We start from the raw sequence: 24,461 nt of genomic DNA, 5'->3' as shown, positions 1-24,461 counted from the left end.
TTGTAGAATTCTCTTTTTTGAAGAGATAATAATTTTTACAGATTTAATTGTAATTTCTTTGTGAGATGAGTAAAAATAGGACGTATCTTTAAATGGAGTAGTCTGAAATAGAGTTTTCAAAAGATTAAAATTATGTTAATGAAAGGCTTGTGTTGAAAAGAATGAATGTTAAAAGAAAAATGAGTAAAATTATATTTTTTATTGTACTGTATTTACTTTCCTCGTGTTTGTTAAATAGATTTCTTCAAGTACCTGAAACGATGAAAATGTATATAGAATTGGTAAGTAGCGAATCAAATAACTTTCAAGCCTTTTTTGCACGTAAGGGAGAAGACTTCACAGAGGAAAATTCAAGTAGCGACAAATTTAATGGATCCGAAAAGAGCTCGGAATTAAAATTTTTAATGACATCTGATGTTGATCGAATAAGATTCGATTTAGGAGAACACCCAGGAAAAGTTGAAATATTAGATATTTATTTTAAATCATTTATTAATAAAAAATCGCTATCTCTAAAGGTATTAACGGATAATGAAGCGAATGAAATTAGCAAGTTTATAAATAGAAGTAATTACATAGAGATAGTTACAAGAGGATCCGACCCTTATATATATGTACCTTTACCAGCTGAATTAAAAGAAGAAATAGTGAAAGATAACGAGAAATTTAGGTCTTTGATCATTAATTTCATTGCAATATTATTAAGCTCTTTAATATCTATATTAATCATAAAAAGAAGAATGATTAATAACTTCTGTAGGGACATATTCAGTAATAGAAAGTTAATATTAGATTTAGCTAAAAATGATTTTAAAACTAAATACGCAGGTTCATATATGGGGTTTGTATGGGGTTATATACAGCCTATTGTGACTATTATTGTATATTGGTTTGTTTTTCAAGTAGGACTTAAGGTAACGCCAACAGATGAAAATATTCCTTTTGCAATATGGTTTATTACTGGCTTGATTCCGTGGTTTTTCTTTGCAGACTCACTTTCTAATGCTGCAAATAGTTTTACGGAATATAGCTTTTTGGTGAAAAAAGTCGTCTTTAAAGTTAGTATTCTTCCAATTGTTAAAATAGTATCTTCATTATTTGTTCACTGTGTTTTTGTAATATTTCTTTATATTGTATTTTTATCATATGGAAACTCATTCCAAATTTACAATATACAATTGATTTACTATTCATTCTGCACAATAATTCTTGTTGCAGGAATTTCTTATCTAACTTCTGCTATTATTGTGTTTTTTAAAGATCTAGGACAAATAGTATCCATAATAATTCAAATAGGCATGTGGCTTACTCCTATTATGTGGTCGGAAAAAATACTAAGTGATAAATATAGTTGGATATTTAAAATAAATCCTATGTACTATGTTGTTCAAGGTTATAGAGAATCATTATTTTATGAAGCATGGTTTTATGAAAATATATATCTTACACTTTGGTTTTGGTTTTTTGCCTTGATAACTTTTATGCTAGGTGTTTACATTTTCAAAAAACTAAAGCCGCATTTTGCTGATGTGCTTTGAGAGATTGGAGATTGTCAGGATGAATGAAAGTATTGCAATATCCATACAGGACGTATCGAAAATATATAAACTTTATAATAAACCAACAGATCGGATCCTAGAGGCTCTTAATCCTTTTGCTAAAAAAAGACATAGGGATTTTCATGCATTAAAAAACATCTCATTACAAATAAAAAAAGGTGAAACTGTTGGTTTTATTGGGAAGAATGGCGCTGGAAAATCTACAATCCTAAAAGTAATAACAGGCATATTAACTCCTACTCTCGGCAAAGTAAATGTTGGAGGTAAAATATCTGCACTACTTGAACTAGGAGCTGGCTTTAATCCTGAATATACTGGTATAGAGAATATTTACTTATACGGATCAATGATGGGAATTAATAAAGAAGGTATAGACTCAAAACTACAATCAATACTTGAATTTGCTGATATAGGTGACTTTATTCATCAACCAGTTAAATCATATTCTAGTGGTATGTTTGTTCGTCTAGCTTTTGCATGCGCAGTTAATGTAGAGCCAGAAATATTAATAATTGACGAGGCATTAAGTGTAGGGGATATAAGATTCCAGCAAAAATGTTATAGGAAAATCAGAGAGTTTAAAGAGAAAGGAACTGTTTTGTTTGTAAGTCATGATCTTGGTGCAATATCTAATTTTTGTGACAGAGTTGTTTGGTTTAATGAAGGTGAAATTCATAAAGATGGACTACCAGAAGATATTATTGATGAGTATCATGCATTCATGACATATGATACAACACTGAGTGATATAAGAGACTCTGAAGATGATGAAAATAAAATATTGCCGCAAGGAAATTCATTTTCCAATCGTTCTCAAGTATTTGGGGAAATGGGGGCTGAAATTGTTGATGCAAAATTTTTAAATCATTTAGAAACCGAAAATTCTTTTATTTCTGGAGGAGAGAAAGTTCAATTAATTGTAAGGATTGCCGCAAGTGAAGACCTAATGATGCCAATACTTGGTTTTGTGTTAAAAGATCGATTAGGGAATTCTATAATAATAGTAAACACTGAAATAGAAAATATGAATATTAAGTCTATATTAATGAGTAATAGTTATACTTTTAAATGGAGTTTTGATTTTCCTTTAATTCGAGATGGTGTTTATAGTTTGGATTTAGCTATTGCTGATGGAACATACGAACAACATGTACAACACCATTGGATTAGTGATGCTTTGTTAATAGATGTGAGAAATAAAAAACCATATCCCAATGCTCAAGGTTTTTGTATTTTAGATAAAATTGGAATTAAACAAATAATTGATTAGCAGTATCTATAACAGGAGGTAAATATGGAGTTCACAGGAGAACGTTTTGTTCCAGAAAAAGCTACTGGGGAAATAGAGATTGAACACAAACAAAGATATTATTCAGTCATTGACCTAATAAAAGACAAAGTTGTTCTTGATGCAGCATGTGGTGTTGGTTATGGAACCGCTCTAATGTCTGAATCAGCTAAATTTGTATATGGAATTGATATTTCTAAAGAATCAATTAAAGCTGCAGAAGAAGAGTATAATGGTTCGAAAATAAAGTTTATCCAATCGAGCATAGAAAGCATACCATTGCCCAGTCATTCTGTTGATGTTGTTGTAAGCTTTGAAACCATTGAGCATGTTGGTGAAGAAATACAAGTAAAGTTTATGTTGGAAATAAAAAGAGTACTTAAACCAAATGGTATTTTAGTTATTTCAACTCCAGACAAACGCAATTACTCTGATGTGCCGAAGTTTAGAAATGTTTTTCATATCAAAGAGTTTTATTTCAATGAATTTCAGTTGTTTTTAAGTAAATACTTTGACAGAGTACATTTATTTAATCAAGGATTTGAAACCTTAAGTGTAATAAATCATGTAGATGATGATGTGAAAGTAAATGGCAATTACAAGTTAATTGATCCGAATAATCTTATTAATAGTGAAAGGAAATATATTGTAGCATTGTGTTCAGAAATAGATATTCCTGATATTGATTCTTTTGGAAATATGATGTTATTGAAAAACAATCCGAACTTTACAAGTAAGTTATTTGTTGATTTTGGCGAAGGGTATCGCGAAGATATCATTGTTTATGCCGATTTAATCATTACTGGTAATGAATTTCGAGTGGAGTTTGATAATCTAAGTCAGCTACAAGGTGTAAAAAGCTATAAATGGATACCTCTACAAGATCGCATCATTAAAATGAGAATCTCAACAACATTCCCTGTTTCATGTATAAGACCATTGAATGCAAGGAGTAACCATGAAGGTTTCGATGAGTTTCATGATTATCTGCCTCAGTACGAAATTACTGTTACAAATGAACAGGTGGATAGAATAATAATTACTGGAGATTTAAGAGTACTGGATGAAGCTTCAATCTTTCATGAAATGATGAATAGGATTAACATACTTGAATCAGACTTAAATGAAAAAAAACAATTAGATCGTTTAGAAAATAAATTTGATAACATTTCAGACGTTGTTTTATCTCAATTGGTAAAGTTAGAAAATGAAAAAAGTGAACTAATAATAAGCAAAGAAACGTTACTAGTTGAAAATAATAAACTAAACGACAATATAGAAAAAATGGTAGTAGATTTTAATCAAGAAGTTGTTTCTTTGAGGAATTTAATAAATCAAACAATAATTGAAAGAAACAATTTATTTCATGAAAGAAACCATATACTCTCCGTTAACACTCAATTAAACGATACAATTAATGACTTAATACGATCAAAGTCATGGATTCTTACATCACCTCTTCGATATATTGCTAGGAAGATAAGAGCTTTTAATATTACTACAAAAAAAATATTTAAAAAATTGGTTAAAAATATATATAGGAGTTTACCAATAAATAACAGACTGAAAAAAAATATGAAAGACTTTATTTACAAAAAACTAAGGTTCTTAATCAAAAACACTGGTATGTATAAGATTTGGTTGGAGTCAAAAGGGCAACTTATATTACATGAAAACAAATTAGGGTTATTAGGAGATTCAATGTTTGGTTCAGTGGAGAGTTTTGAAGAACAGCCTGGAAAAATTGCTATTCACTTGCATTTGTATTACACAGACTTATTAGAAGAGTTTTTTAATTATTTTTCTAAAATGCCATATGAGTTTGATCTATATGTTTCAATTCAACATGGAAATAAAAAGACTGAGATTGAACAAAAGTTTAGTAACATTAATAATCTTAATAAATTAGTTGTTAATGTAACACCAAATCGTGGAAGAGATGTTGCTCCAATGTTTGTTGATTTTGGAGAGTATCTATCAAAATACGATTATGTCAGTCACGTTCATTCGAAGAAATCATTATATACTGGTACTGAACAAGATGGTTGGCGAAAACATCTTCTTGATAATTTGTTCGGAGACCAATCCGTGATAAAAAAGATCTTTTCATTATTTAATAATCATAAGGAACTAGGATTAATATATCCTGAAACTTATCAATCCATCCCTTATTGGGCACATACATGGCTTTCCAATAGAGCGATTGGCACAAGCTTGTTGGGAAGAATGGGAATAAAACATGATTTTTCAAAGTACATTGATTTTCCAGCAGGTACAATGTTTTGGGCTAAAGTAGAATCACTAAAACCATTGTTTGAGTTAGGTCTGACATATAATGATTTTGATGAGGAAGCAAAACAAATTGATGGTACTATTGCCCATGCTATAGAAAGAGCAATCATACCAATCGTAACAAGTACAGGGAATGGTTATGCCGAAATTAACATTAGTAATAATGTGTGCAGGTTTAACAAGGGAAGTAGAAATCTTATGCAATACTGGCCGAGAAAAATAAATGAATTAAAAGATATTATTGACGGAATTGATGTCATTACTTTCGATATCTTTGATACATTAATAACCCGACCATTACTTTCACCAGATACTGTTTTTAAAATGATCGCAAAAGTAGTTGAATTATTTTTCAAAAATCAAGATGATTATATCTGGATGAGAAAAGAAGCAGAATCTGAAGTAAGAAAAAGTAAAAACTATAATGGAGATTGCTCTTTAGATGAGATTTATGCAATGATGACTCAATTGTATGAACTGAGTCCTAGTTTATCTGAAAAAATAAAAAACATTGAAATAGATCTTGAAGTAAAACTTGCTATGCCAAGACAAGAGGTTATAGAAGTTCTTAACTATGCACGAATAAAAAATAAAAAAATCATATTAATTAGTGATATGTATTTAGATGAAAAAACAATTGAGAGAATGCTTTCAAAATGTAATGTTAATTATTATGATGAGTTATTAGTATCTTCAAAAGTTCAAAAGAGAAAAGATAATGGGCAAATGTGGGACCACTTCAAGACCAACTTTGAAGGTCAAAAGACTCTACATTTAGGGGATAATGAACATTCTGATGTGCAAATTCCAGAAGATAAAGGTTTATTAACGTATCATGTAATGAATGGACCTAATATGTTTTATAATACTGACTTTGGTAGTAATATCGGACAGGAAATTTTATTGAATGACAATTGGGGTGATTCTGCTCTCATTGGTCCTATAATTTCTAAGGAGTTTAATAGTCCATTTAAGCTTTCATATAGTAATGGAGTTTATCAGATTACAAAATTAAATACATTAGGTTATACAATATTTGGTCCTATATTAATGCATTTTATTATTTGGATTACTAAAAAAACTCGAGAAGATAAGATTGATAATGTTCTTTTTCTTGCAAGGGAAGGGTATTTGCTTAAAAAATTATTTGACATGTTTAATTCTAAACTGGATTCATCATCAAATATCAAAAAACCTAATAGTATTTATTTCTTAACTTCAAGACGTGCTGCTTCTGTTGCAAGTTTGAAGAGCATAGAAGATATATATTATTTATTGGACACTCCTTTTGAGGGCACAATCCGTGATTTATTAAAAGTAAGGTTTGGTTTGGTTTCAAACAATCTAGAGCTTGATAAGAAGATAAGCATGCCTGATGATGTAGATGATATTAAGAATGTGATAGATAAATATGCGGAACAGATTTTAATAATTGCCGAAGAAGAGAGAGCATTATACGTAGATTACTTTAGATCATATGAACTTGATGGGAAAAAGAATGCGGTTGTCGACGTGGGTTATTCAGGTAGCATACAGTTATATTTATCAAAATTATTAAATCAAAAGACAAGTGGTTACTATTTTGTTACAAGCAATAAACCCAAAGCAACTGAATTTAGTGGAAATACCATGAATGGATATTTTGGGGAGAATGAAAATTATCTAAAATCCAAAAGTGCGATTTACAAATATCAATTAATTTTAGAAAGCATACTAACCTCAGATCAAGGTCAATTTATTAATTTCATTAAAGATAAGGAAGGAGAGTTAGTTCCAAACTTCGGAGTTAAGGGATTTGCTCAACATAATTTTTCGAATCTTAAAGAGATTATGGATGGAATAGAGAATTATTTTGAAGATATTCTTAATTTACACTCTGATTTTATTTTGGATATGCCAATCTCAAAAAGTGTTGTAGAGAAACTTATGGACTCTTTAATGGTCTTCGATAACCTAGTTTCCGAAGAGATAAAACAACTATTTTTAGTAGAGGACACATATTGTTTATCTGAAGAAATATCCGTCTTTACACACTACAAGCGCTGGTTTGGACTATAAGAATAGGTAATTATGATAAGAGGCGAAAATATGAGATCTACAATAATCATTCCAAATTACAATGGTATTGAGTTTTTAAATGGTTGTTTAAGCTCATTAGATAGAGAAATAGATGTGAATTTGGACGAAGTAATTATTGTTGATAATGCCTCAACTGATAATAGTATTTCATACATTAGATCAGCTTATCCGTACATTAAACTGATTACATTGGATGAAAATTTTGGTTTCGCTCGTGCGGTAAATGAAGGTATTAAGCTTGCCAATGGAGAGTTTATAGTTTTGTTAAACAATGATACAGAAGTATGTGGGAATTGGTTAAATAGCTTAATAAATTCAATTGAAAATGATTCAAATGTTTTTTCTGTGAGTAGTAAAATGATTCAGTACCATAATAACCTATATATCGATGATGCAGGTGATGGTCTTACGTTATTTGGATGGGCGTATAAGAGAGGAGATGGTAAACCTATTAGTAGATATTCTAATCCAGAACAAATATTTAGTTCTTGTGCTGGAGCAGCAATCTACCGGAAAAGTCTGCTAGACAAAATAGGTAGTTTTGATGAAAACTTTTTTGCTTACCTAGAAGATGTTGATATTGGATACAGAGCAAAAATCTACGGGTTTATCAATTTATATTGCCCGGAAGCGGTGGTGTATCATATTGGAAGTGCAACTAGTGGTGGGGGGAAAAAAGGTCTAAATACTTTTAAAGTAAGATTAAGTGCTAGAAATAACATTTTTCTTTTTTATAAGAATATGCCTTCATTTCAACTTATTATTAATTCTCCTTTCATTTTTATTGGCACCATATGGAAACTTATCTCATACACTCGACAAGGGTTTGGTAAAGAGTTTTTTCAAGGAACTCTTGAAGGAATAAAAAAATGCAAAGAAATTCAAAAGGTTGAGCATAAACTTGGATATATTGAAAGTTATATAAAAATTCAATTTGATCTTATTTCGCATACAGTGAAATACTTTATTGGGAGGCTAACATGAAGGGCATCATTCTAGCAGGAGGAACCGGCTCACGTCTATTCCCTCTGACAAAGGTTACTAATAAGCACTTACTACCTGTCGGCAAATATCCAATGATTTTTCACTCTATCGCCAAGCTTAAAGAAGCAGATATTACAGATATACTCATCGTTACCGGCAAAGAACACATGGGTGACGTTGTTAATTTACTAGGAAGCGGCTATGAATTCGGCGTATCATTTACTTATAAAGTGCAAGACGAAGCTGGCGGAATTGCTCAAGCTCTTGGTTTAGCAAAGCACTTTGTAAACGGTGATCAAATGGTCGTTATATTAGGTGATAATGTTTTTGATGATAGCATTGCTCCGTTTGTAAGTAATTTTAAAGAACAGAAGAAGGGAGCAAAGATTCTTATTCAAGAGGTTCACGATCCGCAACGCTATGGTGTGCCAGAATTGAATGGAGATAAAATTGTTTCAATCGAGGAAAAACCTAAGCAACCTAAGAGTAATTATGCTGTTACGGGAATATATATGTATGACAGCAATGTATTTGAAATTGTTAAAACGCTTAAACCATCCGGTCGCGGTGAGCTTGAAATCACGGATGTGAATAATGCATATATTGAAGCAAATGAACTAAGCTATGATATTCTCCAAGGCTGGTGGACGGATGCGGGTACACATGCCTCGTTGACGAAAGCAAATGAGCTTGCTAAAGACCTTACGTTTGGCGAAGAATTTGGAAAACTAAAATTATAAAAGAATAGGTGACATATGAAAGTAATAGATTCTAAGCTTCCTGGTGTAAAGCTGCTCGAGCCTGCTGTTTTCGGTGATCACCGCGGATTCTTTTTGGAAAGCTACAACGAAGAAACGGCCCATACTAATGGAATCCCACACGCTTTCATCCAAGACAATCATTCCCTATCAGTAGAAGCCGGAGTGCTCCGCGGCATGCACTATCAACTATCTCCAAAAGCGCAAACGAAGCTAGTTAGAGTTACTGCAGGAGCCATCTATGATGTAGTTATTGATATACGTAGGGGCTCTCCTACATTTGGACAATGGCAAGGATTTATTTTAAGTGCAGCAAACAAACGACAACTATTAGTTCCGCAGGGCTTTGCACATGGTTTCTGTACCCTCGTACCAAATTGCGAGGTTCAGTATAAGGTTGATGCCCTTTACTCCCCCGAACACGACCGAGGGATCGCCTGGAACGATCCAACTCTAGCGATAGACTGGCCTACTTCGAGTCCGATCCTATCGGATAAGGATAGCAAGCATCCTATGCTAGCCGATGCGGAAATCAACTTTGTATATGAAGGGTGAGTTAGACTCGTGAAATTACTAATTACCGGCGGAGCCGGCTTTATCGGCAGCAACTTTGTTATCTATATGATCAATAACTATCCGAGCTATGAAATCATAAATGTTGATGCGTTAACATACGCTGGCAACCTTGAAAACCTGCGCTCGATCGAGCAGCATCCGAACTATACATTCGTGAAGGCAGATATTGCCGTACGGAAAGAGCTAGAGCCGTTATTCCAACAAGGGATCGATGCTGTCATCAACTTTGCAGCAGAGTCACATGTGGATCGCAGTATTTTGCATCCGGAAATTTTTGTGCAGACGAATGTACTTGGTACGCAGACGCTGCTTGACCTCACGAAGCAATATCATGTGACGAAATTTGTTCAGGTATCAACGGATGAGGTTTATGGAACGCTTGGGGAGACAGGCCTCTTTACTGAAGATACGCCAATTGCGCCAAATAGCCCTTATTCGGCGAGCAAGGCTGGAGCTGATCTGCTCGTTAGAGCCTATCACGAAACTTTTGGCCTAAATATTAACATAACGCGCTGCTCCAATAACTATGGTCCCTATCAATTCCCTGAGAAGCTTATTCCTTTGATGATACAGAACGCTCTTCAGGATAAGCCGCTTCCAGTATACGGCGATGGCCTGAATGTGCGCGACTGGCTGTATGTAGAGGATCACTGCAGCGCTATCGATCTCGTTCTGCACAAGGGCCGCAGCGGTGAGGTGTATAATGTGGGCGGACGGAATGAGCGGAACAATCTGCAAGTTGTTCGTACGATCCTTGAAGAGCTTGGAAAACCCGAGACGCTTATCTCTTATGTGAAGGATCGTCTTGGTCATGACCGCCGATATGCGATCGATGCGGACAAAATCCGCAATGAGCTCGGCTGGCAGCCAAAGTTCAACTACGAGGACGGAATTAAGGAAACGATTAGTTGGTATTTGAGCAACGCAGAATGGATGGAGCAAGTCACTTCCGGTTCCTATCAACTATATTACGATACACAGTATAAGGATCGCCTGGAGGCGAATAAATAACATGTCTAAACTAAAAATCGTCATTACTGGCGCAAATGGACAGCTCGGACGTGAATTGGCAGAGTGGACGACGGATACGGCTGACATTATTGGATTTGGCCGTGAGGAGCTGGATATCACGAGCCTGCCAGCTTGCCGCAATCTTTTTACACTTCATCGTCCAGACGTTGTAATTCATTGCGCTGCCTATACAGCAGTAGATAAAGCCGAGTCTGAGCCGGAAGAGGCTTATCGTGTGAATGCAGCGGCTACTCGCAACGTGGCGGTTGCTGCTCGCGAGGTTGGCGCTAAGCTTTGTTATATAAGCACGGACTATGTATTTGATGGTTCTAGCACAGTACCATACAATGAATATGACCAGACGAATCCACAAACTGTATACGGAAAGTCGAAGCTTGCGGGTGAGCAGGCTGTACTTACGCTTCATGATCGCTTCTTTATCGTGCGTTCTTCCTGGGTTTATGGGAAATACGGCAATAACTTTGTGAAGACGATGCTGAGAATGGCTGGCGAACGTGATCAGCTTAAAGTAGTAGCAGATCAAATCGGATCGCCAACCTATACGCATGATCTGGTTGCATTTTTATTAGAGCTCGTGCATACCGATTACTACGGGATATACCATGCTTCCAATAGCGGAATATGCTCATGGTATGACTTTGCCAAAGCGATTTTCGAAGATAGCGGCACTGACATTCAAGTTGAGCCCTGCACAACGGCTGATTTTCCAAGACCGGCTCGAAGACCTGCCTATTCGGTTATGGATCATTGCGCCATTCGCAGCAACGGACTTAACATACTGCGGCCTTGGCGTGAAGCGCTAAACCACTATCTAAAAGACAGTGAGTGATAACAGTTATGCCTACAGCTAGCGTTTGTATTGTGACTTATAATAGCGCAAAAGATATTGAAGCTTGCCTGCACGCTGTTCTGGAGCAAAGCTTTCCGGTAGAACGAATTGTCGTGATCGACAATGCGTCAACAGACGGTACTTCAGAGCGGTTGCTGCGTTTTGCGGATGAAGTTCATTTTATAGCGAACGAAGTGAACAACGGGTTTGCCGGAGGCCAAAATCAGGCTATCCGGCAAACCCGTTCGGATTATGTGCTCGTATTAAACCCGGATGTGACGCTTGATCGGGACTACATCGCTGAAATAATAAAGTATATGGAACATGATCCGTCGATTGGAAGTGCAACCGGTCGACTCGTTTTTGCGTCTAATACAGAAGTAATGGACAGCGCGGGACTAGGCATGAAGCGAACGAGAAATGCATTTGATCTAGGTGCTGGCGAGCCAGTATCGAATTGGAATGCAACGCAGGCTGTATTTGGCGTTTCAGGTGCGGCGGCGGTTTATCGGACGGCTATGATTCACGATGTGGAATACGAAGGACAATTTTTTGACGAGCAATATTTTGCATACAAGGAAGATGTTGATGTAGCGTGGCGTGCGCAGAAGCTTGGCTGGACTTCCTATTATGTACCGGCAGCGAGCGCACTGCATCATCGAGGCTGGAAGAAGGGCAGTCGGAGCAATGTTCCATTGTTCGTACGGAAGCATTCCTATCAAAACCGCTTCTTTACATTAATAAAAAATGAACCTTTCGGCTGGCATTCGTTAGCGATTGGACCACTTATACTAGCAGTTGAAGCTATAAAGCTTGCTTATATTGCATTGCGGGAACCCGGCTTGCTGCGCTGCTGGCCTACTATTCTTCGTTCTCTGCCAAGCATGCTGCAAAAACGTAAATGGACGATGGATAAAGCGAAGCAAAAACAACGTAAGCCCCATTAGAAAATGTGGTAAAATGTGGGGTTTTCCTCGTATTCTATTTTTGGTACAATGCAGATAGAGTCGAAATTTAAGAGAATGCGGGTGAAAGCGGCGAATGCTTAGGCAAAATCAAAAATTTTTAACACAATTATATATGTTGGCGGATTTAACCTGTACATTGGTCGTATTTATGGCGGCGTATTGGCTTAAATTTTATAGCGGCCTGCTGCCAAGCTATAACTCCGTGTCATTCTCGACCTACTTGCTATGGGGAACCATTTATTCCTTTTCAGCGGTGCTGATCGGCTTTTACTTTCAATTTTATTCGCCCAAGCGACGCAAAAACTATTCCTACGAAGTGCTGCGGATATTACAAATTCAAACGATAAGCTTTCTTGGCTTGCTCAGCTTGTTCTTTTTCACACGTGAAGTACATATCTCTCGTGAATTTCTGGCGATTTTCTTCATTATGAATTTTATTGCGATAACGTTATACCGCTTTTGGGTAAAATCGATGCTTGCCTCGTTCAGACGCAAAGGCTTTAATAAGCGCTTTGTGCTCATCGTTGGAGCAGGATCAGTGGGACGAAGCTTTTATACGAACCTGCAGCAGCACCCGGATCTTGGCTATGAGGTAGTCGGTTTTCTCGATGATTATCAAACGGATCACGCGCCGGAGTATCAGCATATGAAACCGATTATTGGCAGGCTGGACGCATTGAAGCTTAAGCTGGAGAAGGAGCCGATCGATGAGGTCATTATCGCTTTGCCGCTCAATGCTCATGTGAAGTATGCGGAAATTATTGAAACCTGCGAGCAGACTGGCGTCAAGACGCTTATTATTCCCGACTTTTTCGACCTGCTGCCTGCTCGGCCGTTTTTTGACAACTTTGCTGGTATCCCGCTTATTAACGTAAGGGATGTACCGCTTGATGAGCTAAGCAATCGTATCCTTAAGCGTTGGTTTGATATTTCGTTTTCATTGGCTGCCATCATAATCACTTCTCCAATAATGCTATTTATAGTTTTAGGTCTCAAGCTGACCTCACCTGGCCCGGTTTTGTTCAAGCAAGAGCGTATGGGGCTGGATCGCAAAACGTTTCACATGTTCAAATTCCGCTCGATGCACGTATCAAACGATACTGTATCCGATACGCAGTGGACTGTAGAAAATGATCCGAGACGCACGAAATTCGGCAGCTTCCTGCGCCGTACGAGTCTCGATGAGCTCCCGCAGTTTTTTAACGTGCTGCTTGGTCATATGAGCGTCGTCGGACCTCGTCCAGAGCGACCATATTTTGTTCATCAGTTCAAGGAAGACATTCCGAAATATATGATTAAGCATCAAATTAGACCCGGAATTACAGGCTGGGCGCAAACGAATGGCCTTAGAGGCGACACTTCCATAAAAGACCGCATCATGTTTGATATTTTTTATATAGAGAACTGGACCTTTTTCTTTGATATCAAAATTATTTTTAAAACGGTACTGAAGGGCTTGATTAACAAAAATGCTTACTAACAGCAAATCAGCAATCCGAGTATCGGTTATTATTCCTACGCTAAATGCAGGGACAGAGTTTGAAGAGCTATTAGTGCGGCTGCAGCGGCAGTCTGTCCCTCCCCATGAAATCATCGTAATTGATTCTGCTTCTGAGGACGGGACGCAGGAGCGGGCTCGCAAAGCTGGTGTACGCCTTTTGAACGTAGAACGAAAAGAATTCGATCACGGCGGCACGCGAAACCAAGCAGCCCTTCAAGCGCAAGGCGATATTTTGCTCTTCATGACACAGGATGCGCTTCCTTATAATGAGAATCTCATAGAGGAATTAACTAAACCCCTTATCGAACAGGAGACCATTGTCTATTCGTACGCCAGGCAGCTCCCTAGACTGGGCGCGAACGTATTGGAGCAGCTTGCAAGACAATATAATTATCCAGCCGAGTCGCAGATCAAATCGTATGAAGATATCGAGCAATTGGGGATAAAAACTTTTTTCTGTTCGAATGTTTGCTCTGCTATCAAGCGCGATACGTTTGAAGCGATGGGCCGCTTTCAAGAGCCGGTCATTTTTAATGAGGATTTGTTTATGGCTGCAAAATGTATCTTGACTGGCTATAAGGTAGCCTATAGCGCAAAGGCTGTTGTTTATCATTCACATGACTACTCGATCAAGCAGCAATTCAAGCGCTATTTCGATAACGGAATTTCGATGCGCTGCAATACGTGGATAACGCCTTACAGTGCTGTTGGCAAAGCGGGCTCGAAGCTTGTTAAGCTGCAATTGCAGGAGCTGCACCAGTCTCGCCAGTGGCAGCTTATTCCTAAGCTGGTTGCCGAATCGGCAGCAAAGCTCATCGGCTATAAGCTAGGCATGAATTTCCGGCGGCTTCCTTCCTTTATCACCAGAAGGCTTAGTATGCATCGTCTTATCCTTACTCATATCGAGAATAACAGTTCTGGCGTAACGATGAAGCAATAATCCAATCGTACTATTCGAAAGCCTATCCAATGATCGATCATCGGATGGGCTTTTTATTTTTAGCAAGTATACGTTTCTTACACTGCGCTCAAACTAGTGACACTTGTCAGCGGCCTGTAGGCAAGCAGGAAAGAGGTGTTCTTATGACTACATGGTGCATTTGGCTAATAGCGGTGCTTGTTGTTTATATTGCCCAATTAGCTGCCGTTTTTATTATGGAGCATCACAGGCCGGCGCAGCTGACGGCATGGCTGCTGATTGTTTTTACTTGTCCGCTTGTAGGCTTCATAGCCTATTTTATTCTTGGGAAAGATTTCACAAGACGCAGGCGCATAGAACGATTTAAACAAGCGGCTATACGCAGCGCGAACCAAATGTCTGAAAAGGTATATGGGGCAAAGGACATTGGAAACAAGCAGCTTGAGCAGCAAGACAAGCTGTATGCCATGCTTACTGGACTAGTTCCTTTTCCCATTACTCGCAACAATGAAGCGATTGTATTAACGAATGCCCAAGACACCTATGAAGCGATATTGGAGCAGCTTGAGCAAGCAAGCCATCATATACATATGGATTATTACACAATTCGAGATGATGATATCGGCTCGCGTTTTTTGCAGGTGCTTACACGAAAAGCGCGAGAGGGCGTAGAGGTTCGTGTTGTGTATGATGGCATCGGCAGCTTGCATTTAGGTGAAGCCTATCTAACCGAGCTGCGCCTCTCAGGTGCCCAAACGAGCTGCTTTCTTCCCCCTCGAGTTGCCTTTTATGACAGAAAATTAAATTATCGCAATCATCGCAAAATCGTCGTTGTTGATGGGAAGGTTGGCTTTGTCGGAGGTATCAATATCGGTGATGAATATTTAGGAAAGGACCCGAAGCTGGGCTTTTGGCGCGACACCCATATGCAATTAAAGGGCGACTCGGTTTATTACTTGCAGGAGCTGTTTATGAACGATTGGGCGTTTGCCGCAAAAGAAGAGCTTGATAGCGAAGCTTATATGCCAAGGCACAGTTGCCAAGGGGATGAGCGTGTATTAATTGTGCCAAGCAAGCCGGGTCAGCATAATCATAAAATCATAGAGGTTATGTTTGCGGCAATAACCGCAGCGAGCTCGCGAATTTTTATAACTACCCCCTATTTTATTCCCGATCCTAGTCTTGTGATGGCACTCAGAACGGCGGCTCTCAGCGGCTTGGATGTTAGGCTGATTATTCCGGGCATAGCCGACTCGAAGCTTGTGCTGCTCGCAACCTTATCGTATATCCAGGATATGCTTGGGGCGGGAGTTAAGGTTTACCGTTATGAGAAAGGCTTCGTTCACGCGAAGGTGATGATCGTTGATCGCATGCTGGCAACTGTTGGTACAGCGAATGTCGATATGCGAAGCTTGATTAGCAACTTTGAACTCAATGCGGTGCTGTTTGATGAAAGAACGATCGATCGTCTGGAGGCTGACTTTATGGAGGATTTACGGAATAGCAGGGAGCTGGAGCGCCAATCGTTCCAAAATCGTCCAAGGGGGCAAAAGGCAGCAGAATCCCTGCTCCATATGCTCTCGCCGCTGCTCTGACGAATGCATGGCACAAAGCCATTTCGGGCATATTTTTCGTAGTGGCTCAGAGCAACGAGCTGGGCGCAGCAATTGCATACGCAAGCCGTCATGCATGCGAAAAAAATAAGGGGAGGGTACTACAATGACGGATACGAATAATGATGAAAAGCAAACAGCAGCAGAGCCGATGCATGAGGGCCGAGATGATTATTTTATGGATATCGACAGGATGGTAAATGAAGGCCTCGGCGGCGGCAACGTTACGCTGCAAAACGGCCTGATCGACGAGTCGACTACCGATACGATGGAGCGGGAATCAAAGTAACAGAAGTTACTCAGACAGGGAACACAATAAAAGGCAGAAGGAGGGCTTGGTTAAATGGAAACAGCGCGCGCAATGCAAATTTATGAGTCGGAGCAAACATTTTTGGTTCAACTTGACGAGGATTCAGTCTGGATCGAAAATGTGGACGAAGCGAACGGCATGGCGACCGTTATGGTCGGGAACAACCCTGTAAACACAAAGACGGTATCCTGCGATCGATTGAAGGAAGTCAGCAAGTAAACTATCCAACGTTTCAAGCAAATTACACATGACAAGAGGCTATCCCGCATATCGGAGGGGTAGCCTCTTTCATTCGTATATTCGGCTTTATCCGCCGTACGCATCACGAAAGGCAGCGCACAGCTTGGCGCGATCGACTTCCCACAGCTCTGCAATCTCAGCGCTGACATTTTCGTCCCACCAATCGGATTGGATCTTGCGATTGCTCTGATTTTCGACGATCCAGGTAAGATTTAAAATAACCTTCTTAAAATAGAGCTCTTCGGCCTGCTCCATTTTTTCCTTCGATATCCACAGCTTCATTCGCTTGACGGTTCGATAAAGCTCTTTGCTGCAGGCTCTTCGGAATTTTCGCGCGGTTGGATAGCCGGCATCATGCTTAGGCGTGTTAGCTTTCATTGTAAAACCGACTCCTCTCTATCCCATATGTATGCGCCCGGGGAGGAGGAGGTCACAGTTACTCGTTTAGCGGTTAAAAGAGTTACTGAACGACGATATAGCCGACCATTGGGCCGCCATGGCGCATATCGGTATGGGTCAAGCATTGAATCGGATAAGTGCCTTCCTTATCGGCCGTAAAACGAACAACCGTTGTTTTGCCTTTTGTTACTTCACCCCGAATGCCTAGCCCCTCCACGACAAACGGATGGCTATTTCCGTTTACGCCGCTAATTTGCAGCTCAATCGACTCGCCTTTGTTTACGATAATCGTACCCGGGTCCCAGCGGTAAACTTCAAGCTCCTTGCCGTCGGCGGTTTGTGTTTTGTATTCGCCAGTCACAAGCTGGATGACTCGTGCCTCGGCAGCCTGTCCGCTAACCGTTCGCGATTGGTTCCAGCTTAAGTAAACGCCGGTTAAAATGATCAGTGCAGCTACTACGATAAACAATTGGATCTGCCGTTTGCTTACGATAAATACTTTGGACATGAAACGATCACCTCGACTTTTCGTATCATTTAAGGCTAGTCTATGCATGGGCTTGTCAGCACATGACAAAAGTGGAAGGCTGTCTGTAACGTATGTTAGAATAGCTTGAGTGCTGGAGTTGCAAGCAAATGCTTCATTTTTATGAAGGAAGGCGGATTGAGAGCAGAAATGGATTTGATTCATGAATTATTGGATGGCGTACTGAAATGGGTAGAGAGCTTAGGGTATTTTGGTATTTTGATCGGACTATTAATTGAAGTTATTCCAAGTGAAATTGTATTAGGCTATGGAGGATATCTCGTATGGAAAGGGGATATTTCCTTCTGGGGCGCTGTTTTTTTCGGTACGCTTGGCGCGGTCGGGCAAAACTGGATCCTTTATTGGATCGGTCGATACGGCGGGCGTCCAATTGTTGAGAAGTATGGCAAGTATATCAAAATCAAGCAAAAGCATGTCGACATTTCAGAGAGTTGGTTCAACAAGTATGGTGCAGGTATCGTGTTTACAGCACGCTTCGTACCCGTAATGAGACAGGTTATTTCGATTCCAGCCGGTATGGCGCGCATGAACTTTGGATTATTCACTCTACTCACTGCGCTTGCATCGCTGCCTTGGTCCATTTTATTTGTTTACTTAGGCAAATCTCTTGGCGAAAACTGGGATAAAATCGACGAGAAAGCTGCGCCGTATGTTCAGCCAGCCATTTTAATCGCAATAGCACTTCTTATCGTATATGTTCTTTTCAAATTTGTACGCTCGCGCCGCAAATCGGTATAATGGAATCGTATAGGAAGCGAAATGAATCATTAACCATTAAATGGATGAGAGAGGGATTCTTATGAGCAAAAGCGTAGCAGACAAGCTCGGCAAAGGCATTAGCCCACAGCAGTTCATTGACGGCATGACAAAAAATAAAGAGAAGTTTATCGAATGGTCCGAAAAGTTTGTTTGGATAGATGTGAGCGACAAGGAATATTTCGATTCGCTGAACAATCGTGACGATCTTCGGGTGTTGATTCTGATGGCAGATTGGTGCGGTGACGTTGTTCGCAACATTCCCGTTGTATTCAAAGCGCTTGAGAATAGCGGCATTCCGACAGAGGTGCTTATTATGGAAGAGCATCTCGATACGATGGACCAATTTTTGACGATGGGCGGCCGTTCCGTTCCCGTCGTTATTATTGCGGATACAGGCGGAGCTGTGCTTGGACAATGGGGACCGCGTCCGATCCACGTACAGGAAGCGATGATTGCGTTCAAACAGCAAAATCCAGATCGAGAAGCAGCAGATTATCAAGATAACCTTACTGTTACTAGGCAAGAGATTGGCCGCCGTTATGGAGAAGGAACCGAATACCAATCCGTAATCGTTAAAGAGCTCCGTACTTTGCTGGAGTCGTTTTAAGAAAGGCATGAATGAAAATATGAAAATCGAAACCTTTACATTAGGACCGCTGCAGACAAATTGTTATCTGATTACAGTAACAGAACCGGCAACGAGCGAAGGAGAGCAGCCCACAGAACGGGCTATCGTCATTGATCCGGGCATGAATCCCAAAAAACTGCTTGAGCGGCTTGATGGCGTAAAGGTGGAAGCTATTCTGCTGACGCATGCGCATTTTGACCATATGGGCGGAGTAGATGAGCTGCGCAAGGCAGCCGGATGCCCAGTCTACATACATGATTTGGAGGCGGACTGGCTAACCGATCCGCGCAAGAACGGCTCGATGAGATGGCAGGATGTAACGCCGCCGCTCTCTACGGATGCTGCTGAGCATGCGCTTGCGGAGGGACAAACCTTGAAGCTGCTAGGCTTATCCTTCCGAGTTATGCATACGCCAGGCCACTCGCCTGGCAGTGTCAGCCTCTTGTGCGGCAGCCATTTGTTCTCTGGCGATGTGCTGTTCAAATTGTCGGTTGGCCGTACGGATCTGCCTGGCGGGCGCGAGCGGGATCTTTATGATTCCATTCGTTTGAAGTTGTACAAGCTAAGCCCAGATGTCATTGTATATCCGGGACATGGCGGACGTACGACGATAGGTTATGAAATGGCAAACAACCCGTATACGGGAGCATGATGCAAGGAAGGGGCATGACGTTTGGCGGATTCAAAGGTACTGCATTTTACAGAGGAATCAGATGAAGGTACGGGAAAAACGAAGCTGACAGCGGAGCAGAAGGCAGCTGAAAGCCAGCGAATCATGAACGGCATAGCAGCGCAGCTATCCATTCCGATCACGAAGGTGAAATCGGCTGTAAGCCTGCTTGACGAAGGCAATACGATACCATTTATCGCCCGTTACCGTAAGGAAATGACCGGCGAGCTTGATGAGAATGACTTGCGAGCGATCGAAGAGAAGCTGCAGTACATGCGCAATCTGGAAGAGCGAAAGCGCGAGGTTATACGCCTCATCGATGAGCAGGGCAAGCTGACGGAAGAGCTGCGTGCGGATATCAATAAATCGGTTAAGCTGCAGGAAATCGAGGATCTTTACCGCCCGTACCGGCAAAAGCGCAAAACGCGCGCCAGCGTCGCGAAGGAAAGAGGGCTGGAGCCTCTATCTGAATGGCTATGGTCGCAGCCGCGCAGCGGCGATCCGCTTGCTGAAGCTGCAAGCTATGTAAATGAGGATAAAGGGGTGCCGACCGCTCAGGACGCTCTAAACGGCGCAATGGACATCATCGCGGAAAACATTGCAGACGATGCTTCGATTCGTGCTTGGGTGCGTAAATTCACCTTTGACCAAGCACTCTTGAAGACAGAAGCAAAGAACGCCGCTGAAGAAACGGTCTATGAAATGTATTACAGCTACCAGGAGCCGGTTCGCAAGCTGCCTCCGCACCGCGTGCTTGCCATCAATCGAGCAGAGCGAGAGGACGTTCTGCGTGTTAATTTTGACGTCCAGACGGAACGTATTCATGAGCATATTCAGCGAAAGCTGCTTAGAAATGGTACAGTCCAGTCCGTACGCGATGTGCTTGCTGCTGTAATTGAGGATTGCTACAAGCGATTAATTTCACCTTCCATTGAACGCGAGGTGCGCGGCGAGCTGACGGAGAAAGCGGAGGAGCATGCGATTTCGATTTTCTCGGAAAATTTGCGCAACCTGCTGCTTCAGCCTCCCGTTCGCGGCAATATCGTGCTTGGTGTAGACCCTGCGTTCCGTACGGGCTGCAAGCTGGCAGTTATCGACGATATCGGAAAGCTGCTTGAGGTCGCGGTCTCATACCCTACCCCGCCAAACAATAAGGTGGCGGAAGCGGAGAGGCTGATCAACGGGCTGATTGATAAATATAAAGTTGAACTAATCGTAATCGGCAACGGAACGGCATCCCGCGAGACGGAGCAATTTATCGCGGCCTTGATAGGCAAGCGTAAGAAGGTTGCTCCGGGCGGGCCCGAGCTGAAGTATATAATCGTCAATGAAGCTGGCGCAAGCGTCTATTCGGCCTCCAAGCTCGCTCAGGAGGAGTTTCCGTCCCTTGACGTGGCAGAACGCAGCGCGGTATCGATTGCCCGCAGGCTGCAGGATCCGCTCGCTGAGCTCGTCAAGATTGAGCCTAAGGCAATCGGCGTGGGCCAGTACCAGCATGATGTGAGTCAGAAGCGTCTCGACGAGACGCTTGGCGGCGTAGTCGAATCGGCGGTTAACCATGTCGGAGTCGATGTGAATACGGCATCCGCATCGCTTCTCTCCTATGTAGCGGGCATTAATGCAACGATCGCGAAAAACATCGTCAAATACCGGGATGAGAACGGTCGGTTCGTGAAGCGGGCGCAGCTCCAGAAGGTGCCGCGTCTTGGCGCTAAATCGTATGAGCAATGCATCGGCTTTTTGCGTATCGTCGAACCCGTTAACCCACTCGACAGCACGCCTATACATCCGGAGTCCTATGATGTGGTAGACAAGCTGTTCAAGGAGCTGGGCCTTACGCTTAAGCATCTGGGCTCTGAGGAGCTGAAGGTGAAGCTTTCCCAGCTTGATGCGGACCGAGTTGCACCTGAACTCGGAGTTGGCGTTCCGACGCTTCGTGATATTATGGACAGTCTGATTAGACCGGGACGAGATCCTCGCGAGGAGCTTCCGCCTCCGATTTTTCATACGGATGTGCTGAACATTGAAGATTTGAAGCCAGGGATGGAGCTTCATGGAACGGTTCGCAACGTTATTGACTTTGGCGCTTTTGTTGACATTGGCATCAAAAATGACGGGCTCGTCCATATCTCCCAGCTGAGCGATAAATTCGTTAAGCGTCCGATGGATGTCGTATCCGTTGGCGATACGGTCACCGTATGGGTGCTCAGCGTTGATGAGAAGAAGGGCCGCGTAAGCTTGACTATGCGCAAGCCTAACTAAATAGCAATCCAGAATAAGGGCTTGCCTGTCACTAGGCAAGCCCTTATTCTTTAGTAAGAGCATGGGCATCCCATACAAAAAGGAGTGCGATGACTATGAAGACAGACAAAAGCAGCAGCACCGCCCATCCAAAATGGTTCGGACTTTCGCTTCAGGCGCTCGTTGTTTTATCGCAAAAGTCGGAAATTTGCCCGAGCGCTGCAATCGCGGACTGCTTGAAGTCGGAGGCGACTCAGCTGCGCAGAGTGCTTGCAAAGCTGGCGGCTTCACAGCTTATCGAAACAAGGGAAGGCCGCGACGGCGGCTATAGATTGAAGCGCCCGCCTGAGACCATCTCGCTTGCAGAGGTATATACCGCGCTCAAGGTCGGAGAGCCTTTCTGCAGTGGAATGCTTGAGACGATCGGCATTCATGATACAGATCTGAGGATGAAGTCGGCGTTTACCGATATTGCGCAAGAAATCGAGCAGAAGACGATCGAAACGCTGAAGAACTGCACGATCGCTCAGCTCGCAGAAAGAACATTATCACAATCTTCGTAAAAAAGTAAATTTAATAAAGTTAGTTAATTGACAAACATAACGGCACGAACTATACTGTGTATATAAATTGTACAGTTAACCGGAAGTAAACTGTGCGGATAATTACACAGTATGTATTTGAAAATAACTGTGGACCATTCTACACAGATAAAAAATATTCCTTTGGAGGGAACCAAATGTCATCCACTCAAATTGATTCGCAAGTACAAGTTCAAACCAATGAAAGCTCTGAAGCTGCTTTTTTCGATGTATTGAATAGCCGTCGTTCCGTTCGTAAATATGACAGCAGCGTCGTTATTTCGGAAGAGGAAATTCGTGAGATTTTGGAAATTGCTACAAAAGCTCCTTCTTCCTCAAACATGCAGCCTTGGCGTTTTCTTGTCGTCACTGATCCAGAACTGAAGCAAAAGCTTCTTCCAATCGCATTCAATCAACAGCAAGTTGTAGAAGCATCGGCGATTGTTATTGTACTCGGCGATCTAGAAATGTACTCCTTGTCCGACAAGATCTATAATGCGACTGTAGCAGCTGGTTTTATGACGGAGGAAGTGGCGAGAAATTTCATCGACAACTCGGTCAAAATGTACTCATCCTTGCCGGCTGAGCGCTTGAAGGATATCGTTGTCTTCGACACAGGCCTTGTGGCTATGCAAATTATGCTGACAGCGCGTGCTAAAGGCTATGATACGGTACCAATGGGCGGGTATAACAAAGATCAATTGAAAGAGTTCTTTAATATTTCGGATCGTTACGTACCTACTCTAGTGCTGCCAATAGGCAAAGCGGCTGTTGAAGCTCATCCAACAACTCGTTTGTCAATTGATGATATTACTTTTTATAACGGACTATAATAGCTGATTGCAAGTAGCATGCAAAAACCGGCCTCTCACTTGATGAGGCCGGTTTTTTTTGTTCAAATATAAGTAGTTGATTGCTAGGCAATGATAACCTGCTTATATTACTCCGCGAAATGAGCTAATTACGGGTAAAGGAATTTGTCTCATGCGGTTATGTGATGCGAATAGCATGCATTATTGAAATTCGGTGCCGTTGCCTTGTTCCTTCGGACTTTGTTTGTTGCGGTAGAAATACCAGCAGTCATTAAGCAGCTTAATCTGCCTGCGGTCTTTCTTCTGAAAAGCGCGCATCAGTTGATTGCACAGCCACTGTGGCATTATACATCGTCCTCCTCCCGTGCCTAACTTGTTGTAATACTACAATATGGGGGAGGGCGAGTGTCCGTGCAGGTCCAACGTAAATGCTGCCTAAATGCTCTGTTCTTCTTCGTACTCCTCATACCACTGCTCAAGCTGAGCCTGTAGCGCTCGGATTTCCGTAAGCAGCGAGATAAGTGGATATGATTTTTCTTGCACGCTTGCAAAATCCTTCTCCAGGCTGTTGATGTAATCCAGCCCTGATACGATAGCGATTGATGAATCATGAAGCTCGACATCGTTGCATTCCGCGACAGCGTAAGGCAAGCTTGGTACATGCTCGGCAGTTAATTTATCGATTTCTTTATGAAGCCGCAGATTGAGCGCGCTTAGCTGATAAGCGTGTGAATCAGGCATTTCGATGAATAAGATGCTGTCGTTTTGTTTCAGTAGGACGTAGCGCATTGTAGCCATAATAGTTCTAGATCTCCCCTCGGTATGTTGCCGGTGCATCATGCTGCAGATTTTTCTGCAAATTCTATAATTCCTACT

24 protein-coding genes are annotated in these 24,461 nt (G+C 41.3%); 20 read left to right on the top strand and 4 right to left on the bottom strand.

Translation table 11 applies throughout. The features are described 5' to 3' along the window. The first annotated feature begins 161 nt into the window (after nucleotides 1-161). The 14 genes from AC1TPC_RS01380 (at nucleotide 162) to AC1TPC_RS01315 (ending at nucleotide 16,927) form a co-directional block, all read left to right on the top strand. Nucleotides 162-1,538: an ABC transporter permease gene (locus tag AC1TPC_RS01380; RefSeq protein WP_482065322.1), complete on the top strand. Its 1,377-nt coding sequence runs from the start codon at nucleotides 162-164 to the stop codon at nucleotides 1,536-1,538. Between the two features lie 19 nt (nucleotides 1,539-1,557). Further along, entirely contained in the window at nucleotides 1,558-2,829 is a 1,272-nt protein-coding gene (locus AC1TPC_RS01375; protein ID WP_482065076.1) for an ABC transporter ATP-binding protein, read from the top strand. A gap of 24 nt (nucleotides 2,830-2,853) precedes the next feature. Continuing rightward, nucleotides 2,854-7,197 (top strand): rhamnan synthesis F family protein, encoded by a 4,344-nt coding sequence (locus tag AC1TPC_RS01370; RefSeq protein ID WP_482065075.1) that lies wholly within the window; start codon nucleotides 2,854-2,856, stop codon nucleotides 7,195-7,197. A gap of 30 nt (nucleotides 7,198-7,227) precedes the next feature. Continuing rightward, complete coding sequence (locus AC1TPC_RS01365; protein WP_482065074.1) at nucleotides 7,228-8,202, top strand: glycosyltransferase family 2 protein; 975 nt, start codon at nucleotides 7,228-7,230, stop codon at nucleotides 8,200-8,202. Continuing rightward, nucleotides 8,199-8,942 (top strand): sugar phosphate nucleotidyltransferase, encoded by a 744-nt coding sequence (locus AC1TPC_RS01360; RefSeq protein WP_482065073.1) that lies wholly within the window; start codon nucleotides 8,199-8,201, stop codon nucleotides 8,940-8,942. The genes AC1TPC_RS01365 and AC1TPC_RS01360 overlap by 4 nt, the downstream gene beginning before the upstream one ends. Before the next feature lie 15 nt (nucleotides 8,943-8,957). Continuing rightward, the gene (rfbC, locus tag AC1TPC_RS01355) at nucleotides 8,958-9,515 is read left to right on the top strand and encodes a dTDP-4-dehydrorhamnose 3,5-epimerase (RefSeq protein WP_482065072.1); all 558 of its coding nucleotides are present in this window, start codon (nucleotides 8,958-8,960) and stop codon (nucleotides 9,513-9,515) included. A 9-nt stretch (nucleotides 9,516-9,524) separates the two neighbouring features. Continuing rightward, nucleotides 9,525-10,547: a dTDP-glucose 4,6-dehydratase gene (gene rfbB / locus AC1TPC_RS01350; protein ID WP_482065071.1), complete on the top strand. Its 1,023-nt coding sequence runs from the start codon at nucleotides 9,525-9,527 to the stop codon at nucleotides 10,545-10,547. Between the two features lies 1 nt (nucleotide 10,548). Further along, the gene (gene rfbD / locus AC1TPC_RS01345; protein WP_482065070.1) at nucleotides 10,549-11,397 is read left to right on the top strand and encodes a dTDP-4-dehydrorhamnose reductase; all 849 of its coding nucleotides are present in this window, start codon (nucleotides 10,549-10,551) and stop codon (nucleotides 11,395-11,397) included. Between the two features lie 8 nt (nucleotides 11,398-11,405). After that, nucleotides 11,406-12,344: a glycosyltransferase family 2 protein gene (locus tag AC1TPC_RS01340; RefSeq protein WP_482065069.1), complete on the top strand. Its 939-nt coding sequence runs from the start codon at nucleotides 11,406-11,408 to the stop codon at nucleotides 12,342-12,344. Between the two features lie 94 nt (nucleotides 12,345-12,438). After that, nucleotides 12,439-13,845, top strand: coding sequence for an undecaprenyl-phosphate glucose phosphotransferase (locus AC1TPC_RS01335; protein ID WP_482065068.1), 1,407 nt, complete (start codon nucleotides 12,439-12,441; stop codon nucleotides 13,843-13,845). Then, complete coding sequence (locus AC1TPC_RS01330; RefSeq protein WP_482065067.1) at nucleotides 13,835-14,806, top strand: glycosyltransferase family 2 protein; 972 nt, start codon at nucleotides 13,835-13,837, stop codon at nucleotides 14,804-14,806. The genes AC1TPC_RS01335 and AC1TPC_RS01330 overlap by 11 nt, the downstream gene beginning before the upstream one ends. Before the next feature lie 143 nt (nucleotides 14,807-14,949). After that, on the top strand, nucleotides 14,950-16,380 hold the full coding sequence (cls, locus tag AC1TPC_RS01325) for a cardiolipin synthase (RefSeq protein WP_482065066.1): 1,431 nt from the start codon (nucleotides 14,950-14,952) through the stop codon (nucleotides 16,378-16,380). A 124-nt stretch (nucleotides 16,381-16,504) separates the two neighbouring features. Further along, nucleotides 16,505-16,687 carry a hypothetical protein gene (locus AC1TPC_RS01320; RefSeq protein WP_482065065.1) on the top strand — a complete coding sequence of 61 codons (183 nt, stop codon included), beginning with the start codon at nucleotides 16,505-16,507 and terminating at the stop codon, nucleotides 16,685-16,687. A gap of 54 nt (nucleotides 16,688-16,741) precedes the next feature. Continuing rightward, a complete protein-coding gene (locus AC1TPC_RS01315) occupies nucleotides 16,742-16,927 on the top strand; it encodes an H-type small acid-soluble spore protein (protein WP_482065064.1) in 186 nt (61 codons plus the stop codon). Between the two features lie 87 nt (nucleotides 16,928-17,014). Here the strand turns inward: AC1TPC_RS01315 and AC1TPC_RS01310 are convergent, their stop codons facing one another. Next, on the bottom strand, nucleotides 17,015-17,326 hold the full coding sequence (locus tag AC1TPC_RS01310) for a dehydrogenase (protein ID WP_482065063.1): 312 nt from the start codon (nucleotides 17,324-17,326) through the stop codon (nucleotides 17,015-17,017). Between the two features lie 82 nt (nucleotides 17,327-17,408). After that, on the bottom strand, nucleotides 17,409-17,855 hold the full coding sequence (locus AC1TPC_RS01305; RefSeq protein ID WP_482065062.1) for a cupredoxin domain-containing protein: 447 nt from the start codon (nucleotides 17,853-17,855) through the stop codon (nucleotides 17,409-17,411). Between the two features lie 168 nt (nucleotides 17,856-18,023). On the opposite strand from AC1TPC_RS01305, the gene uptA reads away from it, so the two are divergent. From uptA to AC1TPC_RS01275, 6 genes are all read left to right on the top strand, one after another. Then, the gene (gene uptA, locus AC1TPC_RS01300; RefSeq protein ID WP_482065321.1) at nucleotides 18,024-18,632 is read left to right on the top strand and encodes an undecaprenyl phosphate transporter UptA; all 609 of its coding nucleotides are present in this window, start codon (nucleotides 18,024-18,026) and stop codon (nucleotides 18,630-18,632) included. A 61-nt stretch (nucleotides 18,633-18,693) separates the two neighbouring features. Further along, a complete protein-coding gene (locus tag AC1TPC_RS01295; protein WP_482065061.1) occupies nucleotides 18,694-19,260 on the top strand; it encodes a thioredoxin family protein in 567 nt (188 codons plus the stop codon). A gap of 19 nt (nucleotides 19,261-19,279) precedes the next feature. Beyond that, nucleotides 19,280-19,933 carry an MBL fold metallo-hydrolase gene (locus AC1TPC_RS01290; RefSeq protein ID WP_482065060.1) on the top strand — a complete coding sequence of 218 codons (654 nt, stop codon included), beginning with the start codon at nucleotides 19,280-19,282 and terminating at the stop codon, nucleotides 19,931-19,933. Nucleotides 19,934-20,056: 123 nt separating this feature from the next. Continuing rightward, nucleotides 20,057-22,213 (top strand): Tex family protein, encoded by a 2,157-nt coding sequence (locus AC1TPC_RS01285; protein WP_482065320.1) that lies wholly within the window; start codon nucleotides 20,057-20,059, stop codon nucleotides 22,211-22,213. A gap of 95 nt (nucleotides 22,214-22,308) precedes the next feature. After that, on the top strand, nucleotides 22,309-22,755 hold the full coding sequence (locus AC1TPC_RS01280) for an RrF2 family transcriptional regulator (protein ID WP_482065059.1): 447 nt from the start codon (nucleotides 22,309-22,311) through the stop codon (nucleotides 22,753-22,755). A gap of 176 nt (nucleotides 22,756-22,931) precedes the next feature. Continuing rightward, entirely contained in the window at nucleotides 22,932-23,606 is a 675-nt protein-coding gene (locus AC1TPC_RS01275; protein ID WP_482065058.1) for a nitroreductase family protein, read from the top strand. A gap of 180 nt (nucleotides 23,607-23,786) precedes the next feature. Here the strand turns inward: AC1TPC_RS01275 and cmpA are convergent, their stop codons facing one another. After that, on the bottom strand, nucleotides 23,787-23,930 hold the full coding sequence (cmpA, locus tag AC1TPC_RS01270; RefSeq protein WP_141680301.1) for a cortex morphogenetic protein CmpA: 144 nt from the start codon (nucleotides 23,928-23,930) through the stop codon (nucleotides 23,787-23,789). A 90-nt stretch (nucleotides 23,931-24,020) separates the two neighbouring features. Beyond that, the gene (locus AC1TPC_RS01265) at nucleotides 24,021-24,383 is read right to left on the bottom strand and encodes a hydrolase/acyltransferase (RefSeq protein WP_482065057.1); all 363 of its coding nucleotides are present in this window, start codon (nucleotides 24,381-24,383) and stop codon (nucleotides 24,021-24,023) included. Nucleotides 24,384-24,461: the final 78 nt, after the last annotated feature.

The organism is Paenibacillus sp. Y280 (assembly GCF_056786335.1).
The sequence above is the reverse complement of the archived record's forward strand: the minus strand, read 5'-3'. Positions and strand labels throughout refer to the sequence as shown.